This is a genomic window from Nocardiopsis sp. NPDC006938, from assembly GCF_042869555.1.
Lineage (GTDB): Bacteria > Actinomycetota > Actinomycetes > Streptosporangiales > Streptosporangiaceae > Nocardiopsis.
On sequence record NZ_JBIAGA010000006.1, the window covers coordinates 255,002 to 276,818 of the forward strand.

Consider the following 21,817-nt stretch of genomic DNA (forward strand, 5'->3'; position numbering starts at 1 on the left):
GGGGTTTGGGCGGCGCCCAGGACACGGCGTCCAGGACAGAGCGTCTAGGAGACGGCGGCGCGGTCCATGCGGTGGACACGCAGAATCCACCACAGACCGAGGGCGGGCAGCACCAGGGGGATGAACAGGTAGCCGCTGCCGAAGTGCGACCACACCGTGTCGTCCGGGAACGCCCCGGCGGCGAACACGCTCAGCGCGCCCACCACGAGCACCCCGGCCATCTCCACGGAGACCGAGACCAGGGCCACCATGCGCGAGGTGCGACCGGCCCGGGCGAGGCCCACCGCCGCCACCAGGTAGATCAGCCCGGCCAGCACCGAGAGGCCGTAGGCCAGCGGAGCCTCGTCGAACCGGGTGGCCAGCTGGTAGGAGCCGCGGGCGGTCGCCGCGAGCGCGAACACGGCGTACACCGCGACCAGCAGACGGCCGGGGCCGGTGCGCAGGGTGCGGTCGCCCGCGGGGTCGGTCGCCTCAGACAACGGGGCTCCACATCTGCTCGATCCGGACGAGGAGGACGGGGAGGATGAGACAGGCGAAGGCGATCACGGCCGGGCCCCACTTACTGCGCTCCATGAACCCCCACACGGCGCAGGCGGGCGGCAGCAGCGCCACGGTCGCCAGGTAGGAGACGAGCATGACGGTCTCGCCGGGGCGTTCGCCACCGACCATCGCCACCGTGATCGCGCCGACCTGCCCGAGCACCAGCAGCCACAGCACACCCACGCCGACCAGGTGTGGCACGAGCATGGGTTGGTCGCGGAAGGTGGAGACGAGGCACCACACGGCCATCGCCAACGACACCATCTGAATGGTCATGGTCAGCCAGTCGACCACGCCGCCTCCGCTCGGGGTACACCACACGTCCGCCCAAGTCAGCGGACCACGACAAACTACGACGCATCGTAGTCGTTGTGCGGTACCACCGCGTACCCGGCCCCGGCGGTCGCCCCGGGGCCGGGCCGGTGTCCCTGCGCTAGCGCTTCCAGTAGAAGACGTCGGCGGTGGCCGACGTGATGCTGGCCTCGGTGTCGCCGAACTGCGCCACGCGCACGCGCACCCGGCGCTTGGCGGCGAGGTTGCCCTTCCACGAGTAGGTGAAGTGCGCCTTCCCGCCCACGTGCACGGGGCTGTCGAGCGGCCGGTTGCGGGCGATCCTCCAGCCGCCGTCACCGTCGGGTTCGTACTCGGTGACCCTGATCTGCACCTCCGCGCCGGAGCTGACCCCCTCCAGGGTCACCCCGACCGAGATGTCGTAGTAGGCGCCCTTGGTCTCCTCGACCCCGACCAGGGCGTAGAACTCGCCGGTCTCTCCGTCGTGCCGCTTGTCGAAGGCCAGGCTCGCCCAGGTGCCCGGTTCGAGGGCCTGCGCCTTGTCCTTCTCGAACCTGCGGTGAGAGGGCATGTCGTCGTCTCCTTCAGTGTTTCCGGGGGCCTTGGCGAAGGTGCCGTCCTTGACCATCGCGTAGGCCCTGTCGCCGGGGCAGGACGTGGAGATGAAGTCACGGTGGCCCAACACCTTGCCGGAGATGGAGGTGTCGGGTTCCATCAGCCACTGCCGCAGCACGCGGACCGCGTTGATCTGCTCGGGCGTGATGGTGTCCGTGGGGCCGGTGGCCAGGGTGCACGAGTAGTGGGAGGAGTTGCCGCCCGGCTGGGCGGCCTGCGTCCGGTAGAGCCCGCGCCCCTCGATCACGTACCCGTGGGGGCAGGCCATGAACGAGTTGCCGGTGAAGTAGACCGTCCCCCGTCGCCGGGCCAGCCACGTGCCGTTGGGGGTGGTGGGACACCACACGTGCCCGCCGTAGGTCTCCTCCGTGATGGTGAGGCCGTCCGGCCCGGGTGCCGTCCGGGCGCCGACGGGCAGGAGGCGCCGTGAGTCCTCCACCAGCGACCACGCGTCCGGCCCCTGGTGGAGATGGGCGGCGCGCCCGGCGAGCACGGAGGCGAACTGGAGCGCCTCGGCCGATGCCCGGTCCAGACCCGGGCACGTGTGCTCGGCGGCGAAACCGTCGAGCAGTGACTCGAGCTGGGCCCCGGTGAGGGAGCGCAGGAGCGCGTGACTGGGAACCCTGTCGGGGCTCGTCTCGCCCAGGCAGGCGGGGAGCGGCTCGTGCCCGGCCCAGGCGCCCGCGAGTTCGGCGACGGTCGCGTCGGACCACTTGGGCTCGCTGGGCAGGTGATCGCAGGGAGCGGCCGCGCGGATCAGGTCGCGGGCGGAGAGGGTCGCACTGGTGGCCCAGCGCTCCCCGTGGTGTCCTGACGGGTCGTCGCGCTCCACGGGCCACCGGTGTCGGGGGGTGGTCAGGGAGGAGTGGGAACGGCCCTCCATGCGAACGAGGGTGCGTTCGGCGGCGGGGAAGACGTTGACGGCCTGGACCGGCTGCCACCGTGAGGTTCCGGTGTCGTGGTCGAGGGTGAGGACCACGTCACCCGCGTGGAGTTCGCGGAAGGAGCGCCAACCGTCCTCGGTGAGGACCTGCGTCTCCTCGTCGGCGCAGTACCCGATGTCCGCCCAGCCCCGGGAGGGGCCGGTGTGGAAGTTGCGGGTGTTGCGCCAGTACGTCAGACAGGCCGAGTGGTCCTTGTCGGCGAGCTTCTGGTCGGAGCTGTCGTAGTGGATGACGAGACCGGAGCGGGGGTTGGCGCGCTCGGCGGGGGAGGAACCCCAGCCCAGGTCGGACCTGGACACATATTTGCTTGGTCGAGGCATACACCCATTGTCCCCTGCGGGAACGTCTCTACGTGGTGAATCCGTGACAACGAGCTATATGTGTGGAAAGTGATCTCTGGGCTGGGAGTTCTTTTTGGGGCCTGATTTGTCTCCTGTGGCTAACGGGGCCAGAGGAACACCACGGCCTCCGCCGCCACCAGGTGCGCGTCGGCCTCGCCGAACTGGGCCGCCCACAGCTGGACCCGGTGGCCCGGCTCAGAAAGGTCCTTCCATCCGTACGTGAACCCGCCGTGCCCGACCGAGTGCGTGGTCACCTCCACCGGCATCTCCCGGTGGGTCCGCCACCCGCCCGCGCCGTCCGGCGCCGACTCCACCGCGCGCAGCCGCACCTCGCGCCCCGGGGTGATGTTGGTCAGCGTCACCCCCAGGGCGAGGTCGTACAGCGCGCCGGACGGCTCCGCGGTCCCCACCAGCTCGGTCGGGTCCGCCGGTGGCCTCCCGTCGCGCAGGTCGAAGGCGATCGGGTGCCACTCCCGTGGCCGGAGCGGCTGTCCGGTGCTCTTGGTGAGGCGGCGGTATCCGGGCGTCGGGGGCATGGCTGCTTCCTCGCCTTGGGTTCGAGTGCGGGGTGCGGGGGCCACTCTCACCCCTTTCACCTGCGGTCACCACAAAAAGTAATCGAGAAGGAACCCTCCGCGTGTGCGCCCTGCGGGCGCGTCCCGGTTCGGTGCGCGACCATGGGGACACCGCCCCCTCGAAAGGTGTGACCCATGCGCTCCGCCCACGTCGTCAGCACCGTCCGCGAGGCCGAACAGGCGCTCATGGACCGGCTCCCCGAGGGCGCGCTGATGCGCCGCGCCGCCATGGGGCTGGCCGTCCACTGCGCCCGCCTGCTGCCCCGGGTCCACGGGTCCCGGGTGACCCTGTTGGTCGGAGGCGGCGACAACGGCGGCGACGCGCTCTTCGCCGGTGCCGACCTCGCCGCGCGCGGCTGCTTCGTGCGGGCGGTGTTGGCCGGGCGGTCGGTGCACCCCGAGGCGTTGTCCGCCCTGCTCGCGGCGGGCGGGCGGGTGGTCGGGGATGGTGCACGGGAGGTTGAGGAGGTGCGTGGGGCCAGGGTTGTTTCCGGTGCGCCCGGGGAGGGTGGTGTCGGGATCGCCGACGAGGCGCGGGCCGCCGTCCTGGAGGCCGACCTCGTCGTGGACGGTCTCGTGGGGATCGGCGGCCGTGGCGGCCTGCGCGAACCCCACGCGGCGCTCGCCGGGCTGGCGTCGGCCTCACCCGCCCTCGTCGTCGCCGTGGACCTCCCGAGCGGGGTGGACGCCGACACGGGCGAGGTCGCGGGCCGGGCGGTGCGCGCCGACGTCACGGTCACCTTCGGCACCTACAAGCCGGGCCTGTTCGTCGACCCGGGCGCGGGCCTGGCGGGGCGGGTGCGCCTGGTCGACATCGGGCTGGGTCCGGAGCTGCCCGAGGCCGGGGTCGTCCGTCCACAGGCTGTGGACATCGCCCGACTCCTGCCCGTTCCCGCAGCCGAGGACGACAAGTACCGCCGGGGCGTGCTCGCCGTCCGCGCCGGGTCCGACCAGTACCGGGGCGCCGCCGTGCTGTGCGTGGGCGGAGCCCTGCGCACCGGGGTGGGCATGGTCCGCTACGGAGGCGGGCCGGACGTCCTGTCCCAGGTGATCGCGCGCTGGCCGGAGGTCGTGGGGCTGCACATGGACCCCCGGAGCAGTACCGACCTCGGCCCGGGGCGGGTCTCGGCGGTGGTGGTCGGCCCCGGTCGCGGCACCCACCCCGCCAACGCGGACGAGCTGCGGGCCCTGCTGGAGAGCGACGTCCCCGCCCTGCTCGACGCCGACGCCCTCACCCTGGTGGCGAGCAGCGTGCCGCTCGCCGAACTCCTGCACCGCCGCGACGCGCACACGTTGCTCACCCCGCACGCGGGCGAGCTGTCCCGACTGCTGCCGGACACCGACCGCGCCGACATCGAGGCGCACCGACTGGAGCAGGCCACCCGGGCCGCGCGGCTGTACCGGTCGACGGTCCTGCTCAAGGGGTCGACGACGGTGATCGCCCACCCCGGAGAGCGGACGGTGGTCAACCCCACGGGAACCCCCTTGCTGGCCACCGCGGGTTCGGGCGACGTGCTGTCGGGCGTGGCCGGGGCCCTGTTGGCCTCGGGGCTCACCGCGCCGGACGCCGCGATGTGCGCCGCCTACCTGCACGGGCGGGCGGCGAGACTGGCCCGGGGCGGGGCGCCGATCAGCGCCTCCGACCTGCTGGACGCCCTGCCCCTGGCGGTCGCCGAGGTGCTGGGCGCGTCGCGCTGAGCCGGGACCCACCCCGGGCCCGCCCGGGGTGCCCGGGCCGCAGGGGGAGACCGCGCGATGACGGTCCGCGTCGCCGTTCCACACCCCTCAGGTCCGGGCGCGCGCCGCCTCCAAGCCGAGCCGCACGATGTCGGTGATGAAGTAGTCGCCGGGGTCGCGGGAGTCGCGCAGCAGGTGCAGCCGCGAGTCGTCGACCCACATGGACTCGGTGTGCTTGTCGGCCTCCAGGACGGGGGCGGACAGGTCGCCGTCCACGCGGACCAGGTAGTCCACCTCGCGGCGGGTGGAGCCGTCACCCGGGTCCCAGTCCAGCCGGTACAGCTCGGCGACCACGGCGGTGAGGGTCCAGCCGGTCTCCTCGTGGACCTCGCGGGCCAGCGCCTGGAGCATGGTCTCGCCCTCCTCCACGTGGCCGCCGACGATGTCCCAGCAGTTCGGGAACACCTTGCGGGTGGCCGACCTGCGCTGGGCGAACGCGCGTCCCCGGTCGTCGACGACCACGGCCCCTGCGACCCAGCGCTCGCCGTCGCCGGTGTCGGGGAAGACGACGCCCTCGGCGATCTCCACGTTGTCCACGTTCACGGTGCTCTCCTTCTCAGGCGGTGTGCGGCGGGGTTCGGCCGTCCTCCCCGGGGGCGGCCCCCCGGCGCGGCAGGCGCAGGGTGAGCAGCCTGGCGCGCGGCGCGAGCGTCCCGGCGAGCTCGAAGACGCCCTCGGTCCGGCTGCGGTCCTCGTCCAGCACGGAGAAGAGGTTGACCCCCAGGTAGAAGGTGATCGCCGCGTGGGCGACCTCGCGGGCGGGCAGGAGCCGCCCCAGGGGCGAGCCCCCGAGCACACGTTCCCACTCCCCGGCGACGAAGTCGATCCAGGGCTGGGAGCGCTGGTTGATCTCGGCGCGCAGTTCGGGCTTGGTGACCGCCGCTGCGACCAGTTCGGAGAACTCGGCGATGTAGCCGCGTTCCAGGTCGGTCCGGTAGACGCGGGTGGCCACCTCCACCAGCTCCTCCAGGGTGCGGGCCCGCCCGGTCGGCCCCGGCTGCGCCCCACCCGCAGGCCCTCGCTTTCGTCCCGGACCCCGGCCCCACCCCCCGACCTGGTCGGGACGACTGCCGCGAACGCGCTTGTCCGGCGCGACGCCCCCGCCGTTATGCTCGTGCCGGGCCGCGCCTCCCTCCCGGACGCGTACGGCACCGCACCCCCCGCCCCCCGGCACGAGGAAGTCCATGGAAGAACAGGCGATGCTCGCGCGCGACCTCGTGCTGCGCGTCTGTGCGGGCCCCACCGAGTTCGCCACCCCCTGGATTCGGGCACGCGGCAAGGTCACCACGCCCTTCGTGGTGCCGCGCGACCGCAACCTCATCCGGGGCGTCGTCGAGGCGGGCCGGGCCCTGGGCGTCGACCGGCTCCTGGTCTGCCGCACCCGGGCGGAGTACTCCTACGACCCGGTCACCGAGGTCCCCCTCGACACCGACACCCTCATCGACCTCATCCGGGGGTGGGGGCCCACCCCCACCGACTTCCTCGTGTGCGTCGAGGACTTCTCCGCCGCCGTCCTGGTCTCCGCCAGCGAACTCACCGTCGCCTCCGGCCCGGTCGACTTCGTGCGCGAGATCGTCGGCCCCGACATCCCCGGTGCCCGCGCCAACTTCGCGACCCGGGCCCAGGAGGGCAACCGGCCGGAACTGCTGCGGGCCGCACAGCACTACGACTGCGTCGCACCCGGTGCCCGGCACGCGCGCGCCCCACGGGGCCCCGGGCCCGACCTCGCCGAACGCCTCGCGCGAAGAGCCGAGCGGGCGCGTGAGCGCAGACCGGGGGCGGTCCGCTTCCTGCGCGGACTGCGCGGCGCCTGGGGGTGGCTCGTGCTCGGCGTCCTCCTGCTGGCGCCCCTGGCCGTCCCCGCGCTGGGAGCGGCTCCGCCCGCCCTGTTCCTCACCTACCTGCTGCTGTTCCAGCTGGCGCTGCTGGCCCGTTCGCGCACCGTCTCGTTCGCCACGCTCCTACGGACCTGCGCCCTCGGCGCCCTGACGCTCTGGCCGCTGGCCCTGCTGTCCGGGGCGGTCAGCGAGGCGCTCGGCTGGGGCACCGACGACGTCCTCAGCCAGACCTACGTGGCGGTCACCGTGGAGGAGGCGGGCAAGCTCCTCCCGCTGCTCCTCCTGCTGGCGCTGGCCCGCCGCCGGGCGCGCCGACTGTCCGCCGTGGACTTCCTCCTCCTCGCCGCCGCCTCGGGGGCCGGGTTCCAGCTGGCCGAGCGCCTGCTCGTCGGGATCTCCGCCCCGCTGGCGGACCCCGTGACCGGGCTGGTGAGCGGCCTCGCCCCCGAACCGTACTCCGGGCACGCCGTCGCCACCGGGCTGATCGGCGCGACCCTCGGGCTGGCGGTCGTCGGCCGCAGGTACGGCGGCTGGCTGTGGCTGCTGCCGATCCTGGCAGCCGCTCTGGTGTTCCTGGACCACCTGAACGTCAACGCCCGGGCCGCGGGGGCCCGGCTCGACACGGTCTCCACCTTCGTGCACACCCTCTTCGGCGCCGGGGCGCTCACCCCGTGGCTGCTGCTGACCGCCCTGCTGTTCGCTGTGGCCATGGACTACCGGGTGATCGCGACGGCGGCGGAGACCACGCCCGCGCTGCCCGGCCGGACCCCCTTCCCGGGGCTCCGGCGCTGGGCGAACGGCCGGTCGGTGGCGTTGCGGGTGCGTATCCCGGCCGACATCGCCCCGCTCTTCCGCCGGATCGCGCTCTCCTGGGTGAACCTCCCGGTCACCCTGGTCGTCACGGTCACCACCGTCGCCCACGAGCTCGCCACCGCCACCATGGCCGCCAAGCGGGGGCCGGGGGCGCTGGCCGACACGTGGCGTTTCCTGCGCTGGCGCCGTGCGAACGCCATGGGCGAGGCCTGTTCCCGGGGCAGGGACTGGCGCCGCTACCCCTCGGAGCGGGAACTGGACGGCCACGCCCGCGAGCTGGCCCGCCGCATCGGCCTGGCCGGGACCACCGGCATCGTGGTGTCCGCCGCGGCGCTGCTGCTGCTCGGTGCCGGGCCGGTGCCCGGTGTCGTGGCCGGTGTCACGGCCGAGGGAACCCCCGGATACGCGGTCCGTTCCCTGGAGCTGTTCCTGGGCTGGCTCAGCGGCGCCGACACCGCCACGCTGGTGTGGACCGCCCTCACGGGCCTGGCCGTGCTGTCGCTGCTCACCGTGGGCAACGCGGTGCCCCACGCGCACCCACGCATGGGGGAGTTCCTGCGCGCCCCCACGTCCAACACCGGAGCGATCCTCGGGATGCTCGCCCCCGGACAGGTCGGGTACGCGTTCCTGGGGCTGGCCGGAATGCTCCTGCCCGTCCGGGTGAACCACCTGATCCGCCGCTGAGCGCGGCGCGTCGTCGCGGCGGCGGGGCGGGTCTCAGGAGTGGTGGGCATCCCGGTGGTGGCGAATGGAATGGATCTCGACCACGTCCTTGCCGGGGTCGATGCGGTAGATGATCCGGTAGGTCCCGCGCCGCGCCGAGTGGAGTCCGGCGAAGGGCTCCTCCAAGGGCTTGCCCACCGGGCCCGGGTCAGCCCTCGTACGGTTCCACGCCCACGGGGGGATCGAAGGCGCGGACCCGGGGAGGGGCGCCCGCGTACGGCTCCACCCGCACCCGCGTCAACTGGCCCGTGCACCCCTGGGACAGCGACGAGGTGCCCACGTCCTCCGTGAGCGCGTTCGGGTTGCCGTGCGCACAGGTCACGCCGGTACCGGACGGGTCGTACCAGGCGCCCGTGGACAACTGGACCACCCCCGGTCTGAGGGCGTCGCTCACCACGAGTCCGGCCAGGCACGATCCCCGGGCGCTCGACACCCGCACCACGTCGCCGTCGACGACCCCGGCCCGGTCGGCGTCGTCGGGGTGCATGCGCAGCGGGTCGCGGCCGCCGACCTTCCGGGAGGCGCTGTACCCGCCCATGTCCTGCTGGCTGTGCAGCCGGGTGTTGGGCTGGTTGGCGACCAGCACCAGTGGCCGCTCCGGGTCGTCGGCCCCGGTCACCACCGGGCCGGGCAGCCACACCGGGTGCCCGGGGCAGTCCTCGTAGCCGAACGCCGCGATGGTCTCCGAGTACAGCTCGATCCGACCGCTCGGAGTCCGCAGGGCGTGGCCGTCGGGGTCCCGCCGGAACTCGCCCAGGTGGGTCTCGTCCTCGACCCGGGCGGGCATGTCGATCCGCCCCCGCTCCCAGAACCCGTCGAAGTCCGGGACGGTGAGGTCCCGGCGGGCCAGCAGCGCCCGCCACCGCTCGTAGACCGTCCGCGCCCACTCGCCGCTGGTCCGCCCCTCGGTGAACTCCTCCCGCACACCCAGGCGCTCGGCCAGGTCGGCGTAGGTGTCGTACTCGTCGCGCGCCTGCCCGTGCGGCTCGACCACGCGCGGCATCGCCCGTACCGCCAGGTCGCCCTGGCTCGCGGCGAGGTCGTCGCGCTCCAGCACGGTGGTCGCGGGGATCACGATGTCGGCGTGGCGCGCGGTCGCCGTCCAGTGCGTCTCGTGCACCACCACCGTGTCCGGGCGGCCGAAGGCGGTGGTCAGCCGGGCCAGGTCCTGGTGGTGGTGGAAGGGGTTGCCACCCGCCCAGTACACGAGCCTGATGTCCGGGAAGACACGGCGCTCGCCGTTGAAGTCGTAGGCCTGCCCGGGTCGCAGCAGCATGTCGCTGACCTGCGCCACCGGGATCGAGGTACGCACGGCGTTGTTCCCTTGCGGCATACGCGGAAGCCCGAGCGGCGTGGCCCCGCCGCCGTAGTTGCCCATGGACCCGTACCCCGAGGCGAACCCGGCTCCCGGCAACCCCACCTGCCCCAGCACACACGCCAGCGCCAGCCCCGCCCACAGCGGCTGCTCGCCGTACCGGGCCCGCTGGAGCGACCAGCCCACGTTCACCAGGGTCCGCTTGTCCGCCATGCGCCGCGCCAGCGCGCGCAGGTCGGCGGCGGGCACCCCGCTCACCCGCTCCGCCCACTCGGGGGAGCGCTCCACTCCGCCCGGGTGCCCGCGCTCGTCGCGTTCGCCGTTCACGTACGCGCGCAACCGGTCGGCGCCCACGGTGTAGCGGTCCAGGAAGGCGGTGTCGGCCAGCCCCTCGGCGAACAGCACGTGCACGAGCGCCAGCATCACGGCGGTGTCGGTCCCCGGACGGAGCGAGACCCACACGGACTTCACCCCCGGGTCGGTGTCGTCGCGCAACGGCGACACCGACACGAACTCCACCCCGGCGTCCGAGGCCGCGCGCATCGCCGGCCCCGAGGTCTGGGCCGCGCGCCCGCCCGAGGTCGTCCACGTGTTGGACACCCGCAGCCCGCCGAAGCTCACCAGCAGCTCGGTGTGCTCACGGATGTGCTCCCAGGACGGCACCCGGCTGAACAGCCGGTTCGCGTCCCGCACCCCGATCAGGTGCGGGAACAGCACCTCCAGGGCCGCGTGGCTGTAGGTGTTCACCGACCGCGTGTACCCGCCGAGGGTGTTGAGGAACCGGTGCAGCTGGCTCTGCGCGTGGTGGACGCGGCCCGCGCTGCCCCAACCGTAGGAGCCGCCGTAGATCGCCTCGTTGCCGTGCTCGGTGCGCACCCGGTCCAGCTCACCGGCGAGCAGGTCCAGAACGGTGGACCACTCCACCTCCACGTACGCGTCCCCGGGGTCACCGCGGCGCGGGTCGGGGCCCGGTCCGTGCTCCAGCCACCGACGGCGCACCGCCGGCCGGGCCACCCGGGAGCGGTGGTGCTGGGCGCCCGGGGTGTTCCCCATGACCGGCGAGGCCGCCGGGTCGTCCGGGTTCGCGCGGACACCGACCACCCGGCCGTCGTCGACCTCGACCTGGTAACTGCCCCAGTGGGCACTGGTCGGGCGAAGCGTGGCGGACATGTGTACTCCCCGTGTGTTCCCTGCGTGTCCCCGTGCGGCGGCACGGCCCCCGCGTCGGCTCACACTCTACGCAGCGCACGGGGGCGCGCCTCGTGCGGCGCCCGGCACGGTGCGATGATGATCCGCGCGGCGCCCACCGGCGCGCGCACCGGCACACACCAGCGCACACGAAACGACAGGGGAGCGGGCGACGATGGGAGAGCTCAGGTCACGGCGGTCGGTACTCGCGGTTCCGGGGTCCAACCCCCGGTTCGTGGAGAAGGCCCGGGAACTGGACACCGACGCCTTCTTCCTCGACCTGGAGGACGCCGTCGCCCCCTCGGAGAAGGAGGACGCCCGCGCCACCGTGGTCCGGGCGCTCAACGACGGCGGCTGGCGGGGGCGCGTCCGGTCGGTGCGCGTCAACGACGTCGCCACCGAGTGGGCCTACCGCGACGTCATCGCCGTGGTCGAGGGCGCCGGAGCCCACCTCGACACCCTCGTGCTGCCCAAGGTCACCGCCGCCCGCGACGTCCACTGGCTGGACACCCTCCTCACCCAGATCGAACGCGCCAGCGGCCTGCCGGTCGGCCGTATCGGGATCGAGGCCCAGATCGAGGACGCCCGGGGCCTGGTCGAGGTGGACCGCATCGCCGCCGCCTCGCCCCGCCTGGAGACGCTGGTCTACGGACCCGCCGACTTCATGGCCTCGGTCAACATGAAGAGCCTGGTCGTGGGCGAGCAGCCGCCCGGCTACGACACCGGCGACGCCTACCACCACGTCCTCATGCGCATCCTCGTCGCCGCCCGCGCCCACGGGCTCCAGGCCATCGACGGGCCCTACCTCCAGATCCGCGACGTCGACGCCCTGCGCCGCGCGGCCGGGCGCACCGCCGCCCTCGGGTTCGACGGCAAGTGGGTGCTGCACCCGCTCCAGGTGGAGGCGGTCAACGAGGCGTTCGCCCCCTCCCAGGAGGACTACGACCACGCCGAGCTGATCCTGGACGCCTACGCGCACGCCACCACCGTGGACCGGCGCGGAGCCGTGATGCTGGGTGAGGAGATGCTCGACGAGGCCTCGCGCAAGATGGCGCTGGTCGTGGCGGGCAAGGGCCGGGCGGCCGGGCTCTCCCGCACCCGTTCGTTCGACCCCGGGGCCTGATCCCGGCCCGCTCGGCCCGCCGTCTCGTACCGCTCCGGCCCGCCTCTTACCGCCCTCTCACCAAGGTGGGAGAGCATGTGCCCATGGAAAGCACCGCCACCGTCCTGATCGCCGACGACGACCGGGCCATCCGGGAGTCCCTGGAACGCGCCCTCCAGCTGGAGGGGTACACGGTGCGGACGGTGGCGGACGGCGTCCAGGCCCTGGCCGCCGTCCACTCCGACCCCGTGGACCTGCTCGTCCTCGACGTGATGATGCCCGGGGTGGACGGGCTCGGCGTGGCCCGAGTCCTCCGGGCCGAGCACGACCGGACCCCCATCCTCATGCTGACCGCACGGGTGGAGACCCCCGAACGGGTGGCCGGGCTGGACGCCGGGGCCGACGACTACCTGGCCAAGCCCTTCGAGCTCGACGAGCTCCTGGCGCGGCTGCGCGCGCTGCTGCGCCGGGCCGCCCCCGTCCCCGAGGAGGTCGACGGCGACGCACCCCTGCGGGCGGGCGAACTACGGCTGGACGCCCGGGCCCGCCGGGTCTGGCGGGGCGAACGCGAGATCGAGCTCTCCAAGACCGAGTTCGACCTCCTCGAACTCCTCATGCGCAACACCGGCATCGTGTTGGACCACGCCACCATCTACGACCGCATCTGGGGCTACGACTTCGGCCCGGAGTCCAAGAACCTCGCGGTCTACATCAGCTACCTGCGCCGCAAGCTGGAGGACGGCGGGCCTCCGTTGATCCAGACCGTCCGGGGCGTCGGGTACACGCTGCGTCCCCAGGGGTGAGCCCGATGACCGACCCCGCGTCCGAGCGGCCGCCCGTCACCGGGACGGGCCCGGCCCCCACCGACACGACCGGTTCGAGCGGCACGGGCGACGCGACCGGGACACCCGGCGCCGGTCCGCGCGCGAGCGTGGTCCTGCACCCGGGCGAGTGGCGGCTCGGCACCCGCTTCGCGGTGCTGTTCGCCCTGGTCGCGGCGGTCACCATCGCGCTCGTCGGCACCCTGGCCTACAGCACGGCGGCCGCGCTCATCAGGGCCGACGCCGAGAGCGAGTTCGACGAGGCCGTGCAGAACCTGTCCCGGCAGCTGGAGATCTCCGCCGAGAACAACCAGGGCGCCCCCGACGGCAACACCTTCACGTTCCTGGCCCCGGGCAGCCTGGACGCGCAGATCCTCACCCCCGACGGCACCTGGGCGCAGCTGCTCGCGAACCGGCACGAACTGTCGTCCTTCCAACCCAGCCCCGCCGACCTGGAGGTGGCGCGGGCGGCCGAGGCCGGACTCGTCGACACCCGGGAGACCCAGGTCCAGGAACAGGAGTACCGGGTGGGCACCGTGTCCCTGGGGGAGGGGCGCGGAGCGATCCAGCTCCTGCAACGGCTGTCGCCGGTGGAACAGATGATCGGCCGGTTGGCCTTCCAGATCCTCTGGGTGGGGCTGCTGGTCGCCCTGTGCGCGGCGTCCGTGGGCTGGTTGGTGGGTCACCGCATCACCGGACGCCTGGTCCGGCTCACCGACGCCGCCGAGTACGTGAGCTCCACCGGCCGACTGGACCCGGTCACACCGAACCGCGTCGGGGTCGCCGACCCGACCGTCGAGGCGGGGTCCGTCGGCGGCCCGGACGAGCCGGGCCACGACGAGGTGGGGCGGCTCAGCAGCGCGTTCAACGCCATGCTGGCCCGCCTGGCCCGCTCCAAGGACGAACAGCGCCGACTGGTCCAGGACGCCGCGCACGAGCTGCGGACCCCGCTCACCAGCCTGCACACCAACGTCCAGGTGCTGGGCAGGGTGGACCGGCTCAGCCCGGAGGCCCGCCAGCGGCTCATCGACGACCTCCAGGGGGAGACCCGGGAACTCACCGGCCTGGTGAACGAGCTGGTCGGCCTGGCCACCGGCAACCACGAGGACGAGTCCCCGAGCCCGGTCGCGCTCGCCGACGTCGCCGAGCGGGTGGCGGCGCGCAGCCGCCGCCGCACCGGGCGGGAGATCCTGGTGGACGCCGACGACAGCGTGGTCTGGGGGCGCCCTGGCTCACTGGAGAGGGCCCTGGCCAACCCGGTGGAGAACTCCGCCAAGTTCGATCCCGAGGGGAACAGCCCGATCGTCATCCGGGTCCGTCAGGGCGCGGTGGAGGTCATGGACCGGGGGCCGGGTGTGGACCCGGCCGAGATCGGGCACCTGTTCGAGCGCTTCTACCGGGCCACGGTCGCGCGCGGCCTGCCTGGTTCGGGGCTGGGGCTGGCCATGGTGCAGGAGATCGCGCACACGCACGGCGGCGGAGTGTTCGCCCGCAACCGCGAGGGCGGCGGGCTGGTGATCGGCCTCTGGCTGCCGACGTACCGACCTCCGGGGGACGTGTCACCGGGGCGACCGGGCCAGTTCGGACCCCAGGGACCCCAGGGACCCCAGGGGCGGTAGGGGCATGAGGGGTGCCCGGGGTCGCGGGGGTGACGGGGTGCCGGGGATGGACGGCCCCGGCCCCGCCGCACGGACCTGCGGTCCCGCCGAGCGTCACCGCGCACCACAGCGTGAGCACCACACCGGACTCCCGGACTCCCGGAGAGCCGAGCTGCCGAACTGCCAGACTCCCGGAGAGCCGGGTTGCCGGAGAGCCGGAGGCCCTTCGCCCGGTTCGCGCCGCGTTCGCGCCCGGTGTCCTCCCGCGCCCCGCCGCCCGCCCGCCAGGGTGCGCCCTCCCCGCGCCCCGCCCTAGACGACGTCCCCGGGACCCCCGGGACCCGGGGCGGTGGCCTCGGCGAGCCGGTCGAAGGTCAGGTGCAGCACGGCCCGGCGCTCCTCCCTGAACTCCGGTGCGGGCTCCAGTCCGTCGATGCTCCGCTCCCACGCCGCCATGAAGTCCCGGCGCCACCCCAGCACCACCTCGCGGGAGGGCAGGCGCCCGCCCGAGTAGCCCTCCCGGGCCAGCACGTACAACAACTCCAGGTGGCACGGCAGCGCCGTGCCCCAGTACTCGTCGGCCTCCAGTGCGACCGGGTCGCCGGACATCGCCGAGGCGACCTCGCCGACGAGCCGGTCGACCACCCCCGCCAGGTGGTCTGCCGCCGTGTCGCTCTCGAAGTTCCCACTACCCCAGGTGCCCATGACGCCCTCTCGTTCCCGCCGGTCACCGCCATCGAAGCAGGCGGTTCCGACGTTTCGGGGCGTCCCCGCGCCCTACCTCGGGCCGGTGCCCGCCACCGCTTCCTCGTAGATGCGCTCGAAGCGTTCCAACGAGTCCTCCAGACGGTGCCGGGACGCCATCAGCCTGCTGTGCGCCCCCATCCGCCGCCGCGTTCCCTCGTCCTCCACCACCAGGCGCAGCCGCTCCGCCAGCTCCCCGGGCCGACCGGGCCGGTACAGGTAGCCGTTGCGCCCCTCCTCCACCAGGTGCGGCAGGGCCATCGCGTCGGCGGCCACCACGGGCAGTCCGCTGGCCATGGCCTCCAGGGTCGCGATGCTCTGGAGTTCCGCGGTGCCCGCGATGGTGAACACGTCCGCGCACCGGAACACGTCGGGCAGGTCCTCATGGGAGACGAACCCGAGGAAGACCACCCGGTCGGCCACCCCCTCCGCGCGGGCCAGTTCCTCCAACCGGGTCCGCTGCGCGCCGTGCCCAGCCAGCACCAGCTGCGTGTCGGGCAGGAGCGTCACCGCCCGCACCAGCTCGTCGGCGTTCTTCTCCTCGTCCAGGCGGCCCACGAACAGCATCGTCCGGCGGTCGGGGACGCCGAGCCGCTCCCGCAGGCGCCTCCGGTCGGCCGCGGGGGCGTCGGCGGACAGCGGCTGGAAGCGGACCAGGTCGATGCCGCAGGAGACCGGCTCCACCGGCCGGGCGAACCCCTGGTCGGTGAGGAGCCCCGCGGCGGCCGGGGTCGGGGTGGTCACGTGCTCGGCCCCGGCCAGCACGCGGCCCAGGTCCCACCAGGCCAGGCGGGCCGCGTAGGGGCGCAGCGGCCCGGGGACCCGCAGGGGGTCGAAGAGGTTCTCGGGCATGAAGTGGTTGGTGGCCACCACCGGGACACCGTGGACGCGCGCGGCGCGGGCGAGCATCCGGCCGACCAGGAAGTGGTTCTGGATGTGCACGGTGTCCGGGCGCAGACGCCCCAGGAGCTGGTTCAGGTGCCCGCGCACCCCGGGCGGCAGCGCCAGCCGCACGCTCTCGTGGGCCAGCGACGGCATGGAGCGCAACCGGTGCTCCACCACGCCGTCCTGTTCGCTCACGTAGGGGCGGCCGGTGGGGGAGGGGCCGAGCATATGCACGTCGGCGCCGCGTTCGGCGAGCCCGTGGGCCAGTCGCGCGGTGAAGTAGGCGGCGCCGTTCACGTCGGGAGGGTAGGTGTCGGTGCCGATCAGCACCCGGACGCGACGGCCCCCGCGACCCCTCTCCGGAGCACGGGGGGCGGTGGGGGAATGTGGTGCGAAGGACGTGGACATACCGGTTCTCCTGGAGGCGTCGAGCGGCTGGGCCGTGCTCTGGTCCGGTGCGGTGTACCACGAGTGTGGTCCACCGGTATGGACCGTCGCCGACCTTCCGGTGACGCCGAGGCGACCGGCGACGTAGCACACGGCGCAGGGCAGAATACCCTCAGTGACCATCAAGGCGGGGCACGTCACCACGGGCGCGTCCGAAGAGGCCCCGCCGCGAACCCCCGCCGCGCGCCCCGCCGCGAACCCCCGCCGCGCGCCCCGAACCGGCCCCGGACAGCGGACGGGGGCGGACCGGCCCCCGTGACCGGTCCGCCCCCGTCCGGGGATCGGAGAAAGGGAAGGAAGACGCCCCCGTCAGTCCTCCTCGATCTCCGGGGTCTCCTCCTGCGCCGACGCGGCCCCCTGCTCGCCCAGCGTCACCGTCACCTCCCGCTCGGAGCCGCTGCCACCCGGCAACACGCCCAGGGTGACCTCGTCGCCGGGCCGGAGGGCGCGGATACGGGCGATCAGCTGGTCCGGCGAGGACACCTCGTCGCCGTCCACCGCGACGATCACGTCGTCGACCTCCAGCCCCGCCTTCTCGGCGGCCCCGTCCTTGGTCAGCTCCATGATCTGTGCGCCACCGACCCGGCTGGGCGCGATGGTGGCCTGGATGGCCGGGTAGCTCGCGCTGCCGGTCTCGATCAGCTGCTCGGTGATCGGCCGGACCTGGTTGATGGGGATCGCGAACCCCAGGCCCACCGACCCGCTCTCCTGGGACAGCCCGGCGATGGCGGTGTTGATGCCGATCACCTCGCCGGCCATGTTCACCAGCGGGCCGCCGGAGTTGCCGGGGTTGATCGCGGCGTCGGTCTGGATCGCGTTGATCACCGTCGCCGTCTGACTGTTGCCGCTCTCGGTGGCGCCGGTGTTCACCGGGCGGTTGAGCGCGCTGACCACGCCCGTGGTCACCGTGCCGGACAGGCCGAGCGGCGAACCGATCGCCACCACGTCGCCGCCGACGCCGACCTGGTCGGAGTCGCCGAGCGTCGCCGGGGTGAGGTCGGTGCGGTCCTTGGCCTGGAGCACCGCGATGTCGGAGACCGGGTCGGCCCCCAGCAGCTCGGCCTCCGCCGTGCTGCCGTCGTTGAACCGCACCAGCAGGGGGCCGTCACCGGCCGCCTCCACCACGTGCGCGTTGGTCAGGACCTGGCCGTCGGAGGAGATGATCACGCCGCTGCCGCCGCCCGCGCTGGTCTGGATGGAGACCACGCTCGGCAGTACCTGGTCGGCGACCTCGCCCACGGCGCCCTCGGTCGCGGTCGTGCCCTGCTCGCCGGTGAGCGAGCTGATGGGTGACCCGCCGGGCATGAGGTAGGCGGTGCCCAGGGCGGCGGTCGGGCCCACGATCAGGCTGGTGACCAGGGCGGTCACCGCGGCCACCGCCACGATCCGGCCGGTGCCGCGCCGGCGCTGCTCCTGCGGCTGGCCGGGGTGGCCCGGGCCGAAGTGGGGAGGGGGTCCGAAGGGACCCGTCTGCTGGGGGCCGTGGGGCTGTCCGGGGCCGAAGCCGCCCGGAGCCTGGGGGCCGCCGTACGCGCCCGCCATGAACGTCGCCGTGTGCGGACCCTGGTGCGGTGCTCCGGGGGGCTGGTGTCCCTGGGGGCCCGGTGCCCGGGGTGCGCCGAACGGTGCTCCCGGAGCCGCGGGGCCCGCGCCGTGGTGGCCGGCCGGAGCGTCCGCCGGGGCGGGTTCGGGGTGACTGGTGGGGCCGGGCTGTCCGTCCGGGCCGGGGAAGACGTAGGAGGCGCGGTCCGTGTCGTTGGGGCCGGTCGCCCAGCCGGGCTCGGGCCCCTCGGGCGCCGTGAACCGGGGCGCGGACGGGCCGGGCGCGGCGGGCGCGCCCGGAGCCTCCTGGCCGGGCGCTCGGTCGTCGTCGAAGAGGGAGTCCTCGAAGGGGCGCTCCTCACCGGTCCGGGGCTGGTCGGCGGCACCGGACCCGGTGGGACCGTGCTCGGCGTCGCCGCGCTCCGCTCCAGCACCGGTCTCCGGGCTTTCACTCGGGTCGTTCGGGTGCAACTCATCCTCCGACTGACGGGACGATGTACTGACTTGCCTCATCTTGGAGGGCGTGGGTTAGAACAGGGTGAGAGCCCGATACAGCGTGGTTTCGAGTCGTCGCCCGGCCCCCGCCCCGACCGGCGCACCCCGTGAGCAGTGGGGTCCGTGTACCACAATGTCCGTAACGATACCGCGCTCCGCTCCCAGGACCCGGTCCGACAGGGAAGGCCCCACCCGTGATCAAGCTCGTGCTCGCCGACGACGAACACCTGGTGCGCGGAGCGATCGCCGCGCTCCTGGGCCTGGAGGACGACCTGGAGGTCGTCGCCGAGGTCGGCCGGGGCGACCTCGTGGTGGACACCGTCCTGGAACACGCCGCCGACGTCGCCGTCCTGGACATCGAGATGCCCGGGGCCACGGGGCTGGAGGCCGCGGGCCGGTTGAAGGAGCGCGCCCCCGGCTGCGGGGTGGTGATCCTGACGAGTTTCGGACGCCCCGGGTACCTGCGCCGCGCCCTGACCTCGGGGGCCCGGGGTTTCCTCGCGAAGGACGCCCCGGTGGAGCAGCTCGCCGGGGCCATCCGGCGGGTCCACGAGGGCGGGCGCTACATCGACACCGAACTGGCCGCCGCCGCGATGGTCGGCGGGGAGAGCCCGCTCACCGACCGCGAGGCCGAGGTGTTGCGGGCGGCGGCGGACGGCGCGACGGTGGCCCGCATCGCCAAGGGCCTGCACCTGTCCGAGGGCACCGTGCGCAACTACCTGTCCAACGCCATCGGCAAGACCGGCGCCGACAACCGCATGGCCGCCATCCGCACCGCCCAGGACATGGGCTGGCTCTGAGCGGGGCACCTCTGGTGGGCGACACCCGCGAAGGCCCGGGAGCGGCTACAGGAAGCGCAGGACGAGCATCGCGGTGTCGTCCGAGTTGCCACCGGGGGCGTACTCCTCCAGTTCGCGGTCGATCCGGCTGATCACCGCCTGGGCGGTGAGCCCGGCCGCGCCGGAGAAGATCCGCATCAGGCCCTCGTCGCCGAGCATGTCCGAGCCGCTGCGGCGCTCGGTGACGCCGTCGGTCACCGCCAGCACCACCTCGCCCGGGCGGATGTCCACGCTCTCCGTGCTGAAGCCCACGTCCTCGAAGGCGCCCAGCAGCGGCTGCGACGTGCCGAACGGCTGCACCTCGCCCTTCTGGTTGAGGCGCAGCGGCAGCGGGTGCCCGGCCGAGACCATGCGTACCCGCATCCCGCCCGCCTCGTCGGTGGCCGGGGTCATCTCGCCGTACAGCATCGTCAGGAACCGGGTCGAGGTGTTCTCGTCCAGGATCGCCAGGTTGAGCCGCTGCATGATGTGCGCCGGGGTGAACCCCTCGCGGGCCAGGGCGCGCAGCGTGTGCCGGGCCAGACCCGTGACGGCCGCGGCCTCGGGGCCGGTACCGCACACGTCACCGATGGCGAAGCACCAGCGCCCGCTGGCCGAGAACACGTCGTAGAAGTCCCCGCCCACCTCGCTGCGCTCGTCGGAGGGCCGGTAGTAGACGGCGTGGTCCACTCCGGGGATCACCGGCTCCTTGTCCTTGGGCGGCAGCAGACTGCGCTGGAGCGCCGTGCTCATCGAGGTGTGCCGCTCGTGCAGCCGCGCGTTCTCCATCGCCGACGCCACCCTGCGGCTGAGGTCGTCGGCGACGTCGGCCTCCTCGCGGGTGAAGTCGTCCGACTCGTTCTTGCCGATGGTCATCCGGCCCAGCGCGCGTCCGTGGGCCACCAGCGGGATGCTGATCGCCGGGCCGCGCGCTATGGAGCCGGGCATCTGCTCGTCCAGCCCCTCGGCGGCCAGGTCCTGGTGGGCCCACAGCGGCCCCGGCTCGCGCTGTTCGCGCGGGGGCAGCGCGGTCAGCAGGGACCGCAGTACGTCGTTGAGGTTCTCGTCTCCGTGCACCACGTGGGTGAGCCTGGAGATGCCCAGCTCGTTGATGGTGTGGATGGCGCACCACCGGCCCAGCCGCGAGGTGATCAGCTGCGCCGCGAGCGCGCCGGTCATCCGCTCGTCGAGCGTGCCCGCGAGCAGGTCGCTGGCCTCGGCCAGGAAGCTCAGCGAGGCGCGGCGGCTCAGCTCGACCTCGGCCAGCCGCGACCGCTCCACGGGCAGCGCGATCAGGTCCGCGCCCTCCTGGAGGCGTTTGGCCGCCGCCGGTCCGAACTGCCGGGCGCGGGTGGAGGCCACACCGAGCAGACCGGTCACCCGGCCGTCGACGATCAGCGGCGCCGTCACCAGCGAACGCATCCCGGCCCTGGCCAGCGCGCCCCTGGTGGTGCGGGAGATCATCATGTCGTCGTTGATCACCGGGCCGGGCTCGGGCGCCGCCGACGGGAAGATCTCCTCGGAGCGCACCCGCAGCGGCCGCCACGGGGCCCCGCCGGTCAGGCCGACGGCCGAGCGCACCTCCCACATGGTCTCGTCGGAGGTGGCCAGCGCGACGTAGGCGGCGTCGCCGCTCAGCGCGGTGGTCGCGTACTCCACGGTGCGTTCCAGCAGCTGGGGCAGGGACAGCCGGGAGCCCAACGCGGAGTCCAGGGCCGACCACGCCGGCGGGCGCACCGGGCGCGACGGGCCCCGGCGGACCGGCGGGGACTCCAACGAGGGGTGGTCGCCGGGTCGGTCCTCGATCCGGAACCACACCGCCTTGTCGTTGCGGCCGTAGCTCACGCCCCAGCTGGAGGCGATCGCCGAGGCCAGGGCCAGGCCCAGGCCTCCGCTGCGCTCGTCTCCGGTGGAGGGGGAGGTGTCCACGGCGAGCGGTCCGGCCTGCGGGACGGCGCGCTCGGGCGCGGAGTCGGTGACCATCACCTCGGTCGAGCCCTCCGTGCGGCGCACGGCGACCTCCAACGCCGAGTCCGCGTGGATGACGGCGTTGGTGACCAGCTCGCTCACCAGCAGGATGATGTCGTCGAAGGGGTCGGGCACGCCCCAGCTGAGGAGGGTGTCGTGCACGAACTCTCGGGCGGCCGCCGCGGTCTCGGGAGCAGGGGGGAACTCTCGTCGTGCGACCTTCAACGCGTCTTGTGCTGCCAAGCCGTCGGTGTCCTTCGTCACTGGGCGCGGGTCTGGGAGGGGTGGACACTGCCACGATACGCGCGCCGTCCTCCCGGGGAACCCAGAACCACCTCGATATCGGGCCCCGCCCTCGTCACTCCGCGTGCGGGAACGCCGAACGGGGAGGGCGTGCGGCCTCCAAGGCTGAGGCTGGTCAGCCAGGAGCGAACGCGGAAGCTGGCCAACACTCCTGTGCGTCCGGGTCCGGGCAGA

17 protein-coding genes and 1 pseudogene are annotated in these 21,817 nt (G+C 73.7%); 6 read left to right on the plus strand and 12 right to left on the minus strand.

Annotated elements, in window-relative coordinates:
• Positions 1-44: 44 nt before the first annotated feature.
• From ACFYL4_RS12540 to ACFYL4_RS12555, 4 genes are all read right to left on the minus strand, one after another.
• Entirely contained in the window at positions 45-479 is a 435-nt protein-coding gene (locus tag ACFYL4_RS12540; protein WP_387518358.1) for a hypothetical protein, read from the minus strand.
• Positions 472-834 carry a hypothetical protein gene (locus ACFYL4_RS12545; RefSeq protein WP_387518360.1) on the minus strand — a complete coding sequence of 121 codons (363 nt, stop codon included), beginning with the start codon at positions 832-834 and terminating at the stop codon, positions 472-474. The genes ACFYL4_RS12540 and ACFYL4_RS12545 overlap by 8 nt, the downstream gene beginning before the upstream one ends.
• 139 nt (positions 835-973) lie before the next feature.
• Positions 974-2,710 (minus strand): N-acetylmuramoyl-L-alanine amidase, encoded by a 1,737-nt coding sequence (locus tag ACFYL4_RS12550; RefSeq protein WP_357760713.1) that lies wholly within the window; start codon positions 2,708-2,710, stop codon positions 974-976.
• 119 nt (positions 2,711-2,829) lie between these two features.
• The gene (locus ACFYL4_RS12555; RefSeq protein WP_357760715.1) at positions 2,830-3,267 is read right to left on the minus strand and encodes a hypothetical protein; all 438 of its coding nucleotides are present in this window, start codon (positions 3,265-3,267) and stop codon (positions 2,830-2,832) included.
• Between the two features lie 174 nt (positions 3,268-3,441).
• Between ACFYL4_RS12555 and ACFYL4_RS12560 the strand changes: the two genes are divergently transcribed.
• Complete coding sequence (locus ACFYL4_RS12560; protein WP_387518363.1) at positions 3,442-5,004, plus strand: NAD(P)H-hydrate dehydratase; 1,563 nt, start codon at positions 3,442-3,444, stop codon at positions 5,002-5,004.
• Between the two features lie 87 nt (positions 5,005-5,091).
• Here the strand turns inward: ACFYL4_RS12560 and ACFYL4_RS12565 are convergent, their stop codons facing one another.
• Both ACFYL4_RS12565 and ACFYL4_RS12570 read right to left on the minus strand, forming a co-directional pair.
• Positions 5,092-5,586 carry an NUDIX hydrolase gene (locus ACFYL4_RS12565; protein WP_387518365.1) on the minus strand — a complete coding sequence of 165 codons (495 nt, stop codon included), beginning with the start codon at positions 5,584-5,586 and terminating at the stop codon, positions 5,092-5,094.
• A gap of 13 nt (positions 5,587-5,599) precedes the next feature.
• Positions 5,600-6,028: pseudogene (locus ACFYL4_RS12570) on the minus strand (TetR/AcrR family transcriptional regulator); the annotation flags it as partial.
• Positions 6,029-6,227: 199 nt separating this feature from the next.
• On the opposite strand from ACFYL4_RS12570, the gene ACFYL4_RS12575 reads away from it, so the two are divergent.
• Positions 6,228-8,378: a PrsW family glutamic-type intramembrane protease gene (locus ACFYL4_RS12575; RefSeq protein ID WP_387518367.1), complete on the plus strand. Its 2,151-nt coding sequence runs from the start codon at positions 6,228-6,230 to the stop codon at positions 8,376-8,378.
• A gap of 33 nt (positions 8,379-8,411) precedes the next feature.
• Here ACFYL4_RS12575 and ACFYL4_RS12580 read toward each other — a convergent pair whose 3' ends face one another.
• Positions 8,412-8,555, minus strand: a complete 144-nt coding sequence (locus ACFYL4_RS12580; RefSeq protein WP_387518369.1) for a type II toxin-antitoxin system RelE/ParE family toxin — start codon at positions 8,553-8,555, stop codon at positions 8,412-8,414.
• A 10-nt stretch (positions 8,556-8,565) separates the two neighbouring features.
• Positions 8,566-10,902 (minus strand): molybdopterin-dependent oxidoreductase, encoded by a 2,337-nt coding sequence (locus ACFYL4_RS12585; RefSeq protein ID WP_387518371.1) that lies wholly within the window; start codon positions 10,900-10,902, stop codon positions 8,566-8,568.
• Positions 10,903-11,095: 193 nt separating this feature from the next.
• Here ACFYL4_RS12585 and ACFYL4_RS12590 point away from each other — a divergent pair, with 193 nt between their 5' ends.
• The 3 genes from ACFYL4_RS12590 to ACFYL4_RS12600 all read left to right on the plus strand — a co-directional run bounded on the left by ACFYL4_RS12590 (position 11,096) and on the right by ACFYL4_RS12600 (position 14,462).
• The gene (locus ACFYL4_RS12590) at positions 11,096-12,043 is read left to right on the plus strand and encodes an HpcH/HpaI aldolase/citrate lyase family protein (RefSeq protein ID WP_387518373.1); all 948 of its coding nucleotides are present in this window, start codon (positions 11,096-11,098) and stop codon (positions 12,041-12,043) included.
• A gap of 83 nt (positions 12,044-12,126) precedes the next feature.
• Positions 12,127-12,825 carry a response regulator transcription factor gene (locus ACFYL4_RS12595; protein WP_357760739.1) on the plus strand — a complete coding sequence of 233 codons (699 nt, stop codon included), beginning with the start codon at positions 12,127-12,129 and terminating at the stop codon, positions 12,823-12,825.
• A gap of 5 nt (positions 12,826-12,830) precedes the next feature.
• A complete protein-coding gene (locus ACFYL4_RS12600; RefSeq protein ID WP_387518375.1) occupies positions 12,831-14,462 on the plus strand; it encodes an ATP-binding protein in 1,632 nt (543 codons plus the stop codon).
• A gap of 291 nt (positions 14,463-14,753) precedes the next feature.
• Here the strand turns inward: ACFYL4_RS12600 and ACFYL4_RS12605 are convergent, their stop codons facing one another.
• The 3 genes from ACFYL4_RS12605 to ACFYL4_RS12615 form a co-directional block, all read right to left on the minus strand.
• Positions 14,754-15,146, minus strand: a complete 393-nt coding sequence (locus tag ACFYL4_RS12605; RefSeq protein ID WP_387518377.1) for a DUF4259 domain-containing protein — start codon at positions 15,144-15,146, stop codon at positions 14,754-14,756.
• A 72-nt stretch (positions 15,147-15,218) separates the two neighbouring features.
• Positions 15,219-16,478, minus strand: a complete 1,260-nt coding sequence (locus tag ACFYL4_RS12610) for a glycosyltransferase (RefSeq protein ID WP_387518378.1) — start codon at positions 16,476-16,478, stop codon at positions 15,219-15,221.
• A gap of 348 nt (positions 16,479-16,826) precedes the next feature.
• The gene (locus tag ACFYL4_RS12615) at positions 16,827-18,530 is read right to left on the minus strand and encodes a trypsin-like peptidase domain-containing protein (protein ID WP_357760754.1); all 1,704 of its coding nucleotides are present in this window, start codon (positions 18,528-18,530) and stop codon (positions 16,827-16,829) included.
• 218 nt (positions 18,531-18,748) lie between these two features.
• Between ACFYL4_RS12615 and ACFYL4_RS12620 the strand changes: the two genes are divergently transcribed.
• Positions 18,749-19,354, plus strand: coding sequence for a response regulator transcription factor (locus ACFYL4_RS12620; protein ID WP_357760758.1), 606 nt, complete (start codon positions 18,749-18,751; stop codon positions 19,352-19,354).
• A 45-nt stretch (positions 19,355-19,399) separates the two neighbouring features.
• Here ACFYL4_RS12620 and ACFYL4_RS12625 read toward each other — a convergent pair whose 3' ends face one another.
• A complete protein-coding gene (locus ACFYL4_RS12625) occupies positions 19,400-21,565 on the minus strand; it encodes a SpoIIE family protein phosphatase (RefSeq protein WP_357760814.1) in 2,166 nt (721 codons plus the stop codon).
• Between the last annotated feature and the right edge of the window lie 252 nt (positions 21,566-21,817).

What these genes read in the sequence shown, in the direction of transcription:
- ACFYL4_RS12550 (WP_357760713.1), bottom strand. Translation starts at nt 2,710, where the DNA reads ATGCCTCGACCAAGCAAATATGTGTCCAGGTCCGACCTGGGCTGGGGT.
- ACFYL4_RS12555 (WP_357760715.1), bottom strand. Translation starts at nt 3,267, where the DNA reads ATGCCCCCGACGCCCGGATACCGCCGCCTCACCAAGAGCACCGGACAG.
- ACFYL4_RS12560 (WP_387518363.1), top strand. Translation starts at nt 3,442, where the DNA reads ATGCGCTCCGCCCACGTCGTCAGCACCGTCCGCGAGGCCGAACAGGCG.
- ACFYL4_RS12575 (WP_387518367.1), top strand. Translation starts at nt 6,228, where the DNA reads ATGGAAGAACAGGCGATGCTCGCGCGCGACCTCGTGCTGCGCGTCTGT.
- ACFYL4_RS12585 (WP_387518371.1), bottom strand. Translation starts at nt 10,902, where the DNA reads ATGTCCGCCACGCTTCGCCCGACCAGTGCCCACTGGGGCAGTTACCAG.
- ACFYL4_RS12590 (WP_387518373.1), top strand. Translation starts at nt 11,096, where the DNA reads ATGGGAGAGCTCAGGTCACGGCGGTCGGTACTCGCGGTTCCGGGGTCC.
- ACFYL4_RS12595 (WP_357760739.1), top strand. Translation starts at nt 12,127, where the DNA reads ATGGAAAGCACCGCCACCGTCCTGATCGCCGACGACGACCGGGCCATC.
- ACFYL4_RS12600 (WP_387518375.1), top strand. Translation starts at nt 12,831, where the DNA reads ATGACCGACCCCGCGTCCGAGCGGCCGCCCGTCACCGGGACGGGCCCG.
- ACFYL4_RS12605 (WP_387518377.1), bottom strand. Translation starts at nt 15,146, where the DNA reads ATGGGCACCTGGGGTAGTGGGAACTTCGAGAGCGACACGGCGGCAGAC.
- ACFYL4_RS12610 (WP_387518378.1), bottom strand. Translation starts at nt 16,478, where the DNA reads ATGTCCACGTCCTTCGCACCACATTCCCCCACCGCCCCCCGTGCTCCG.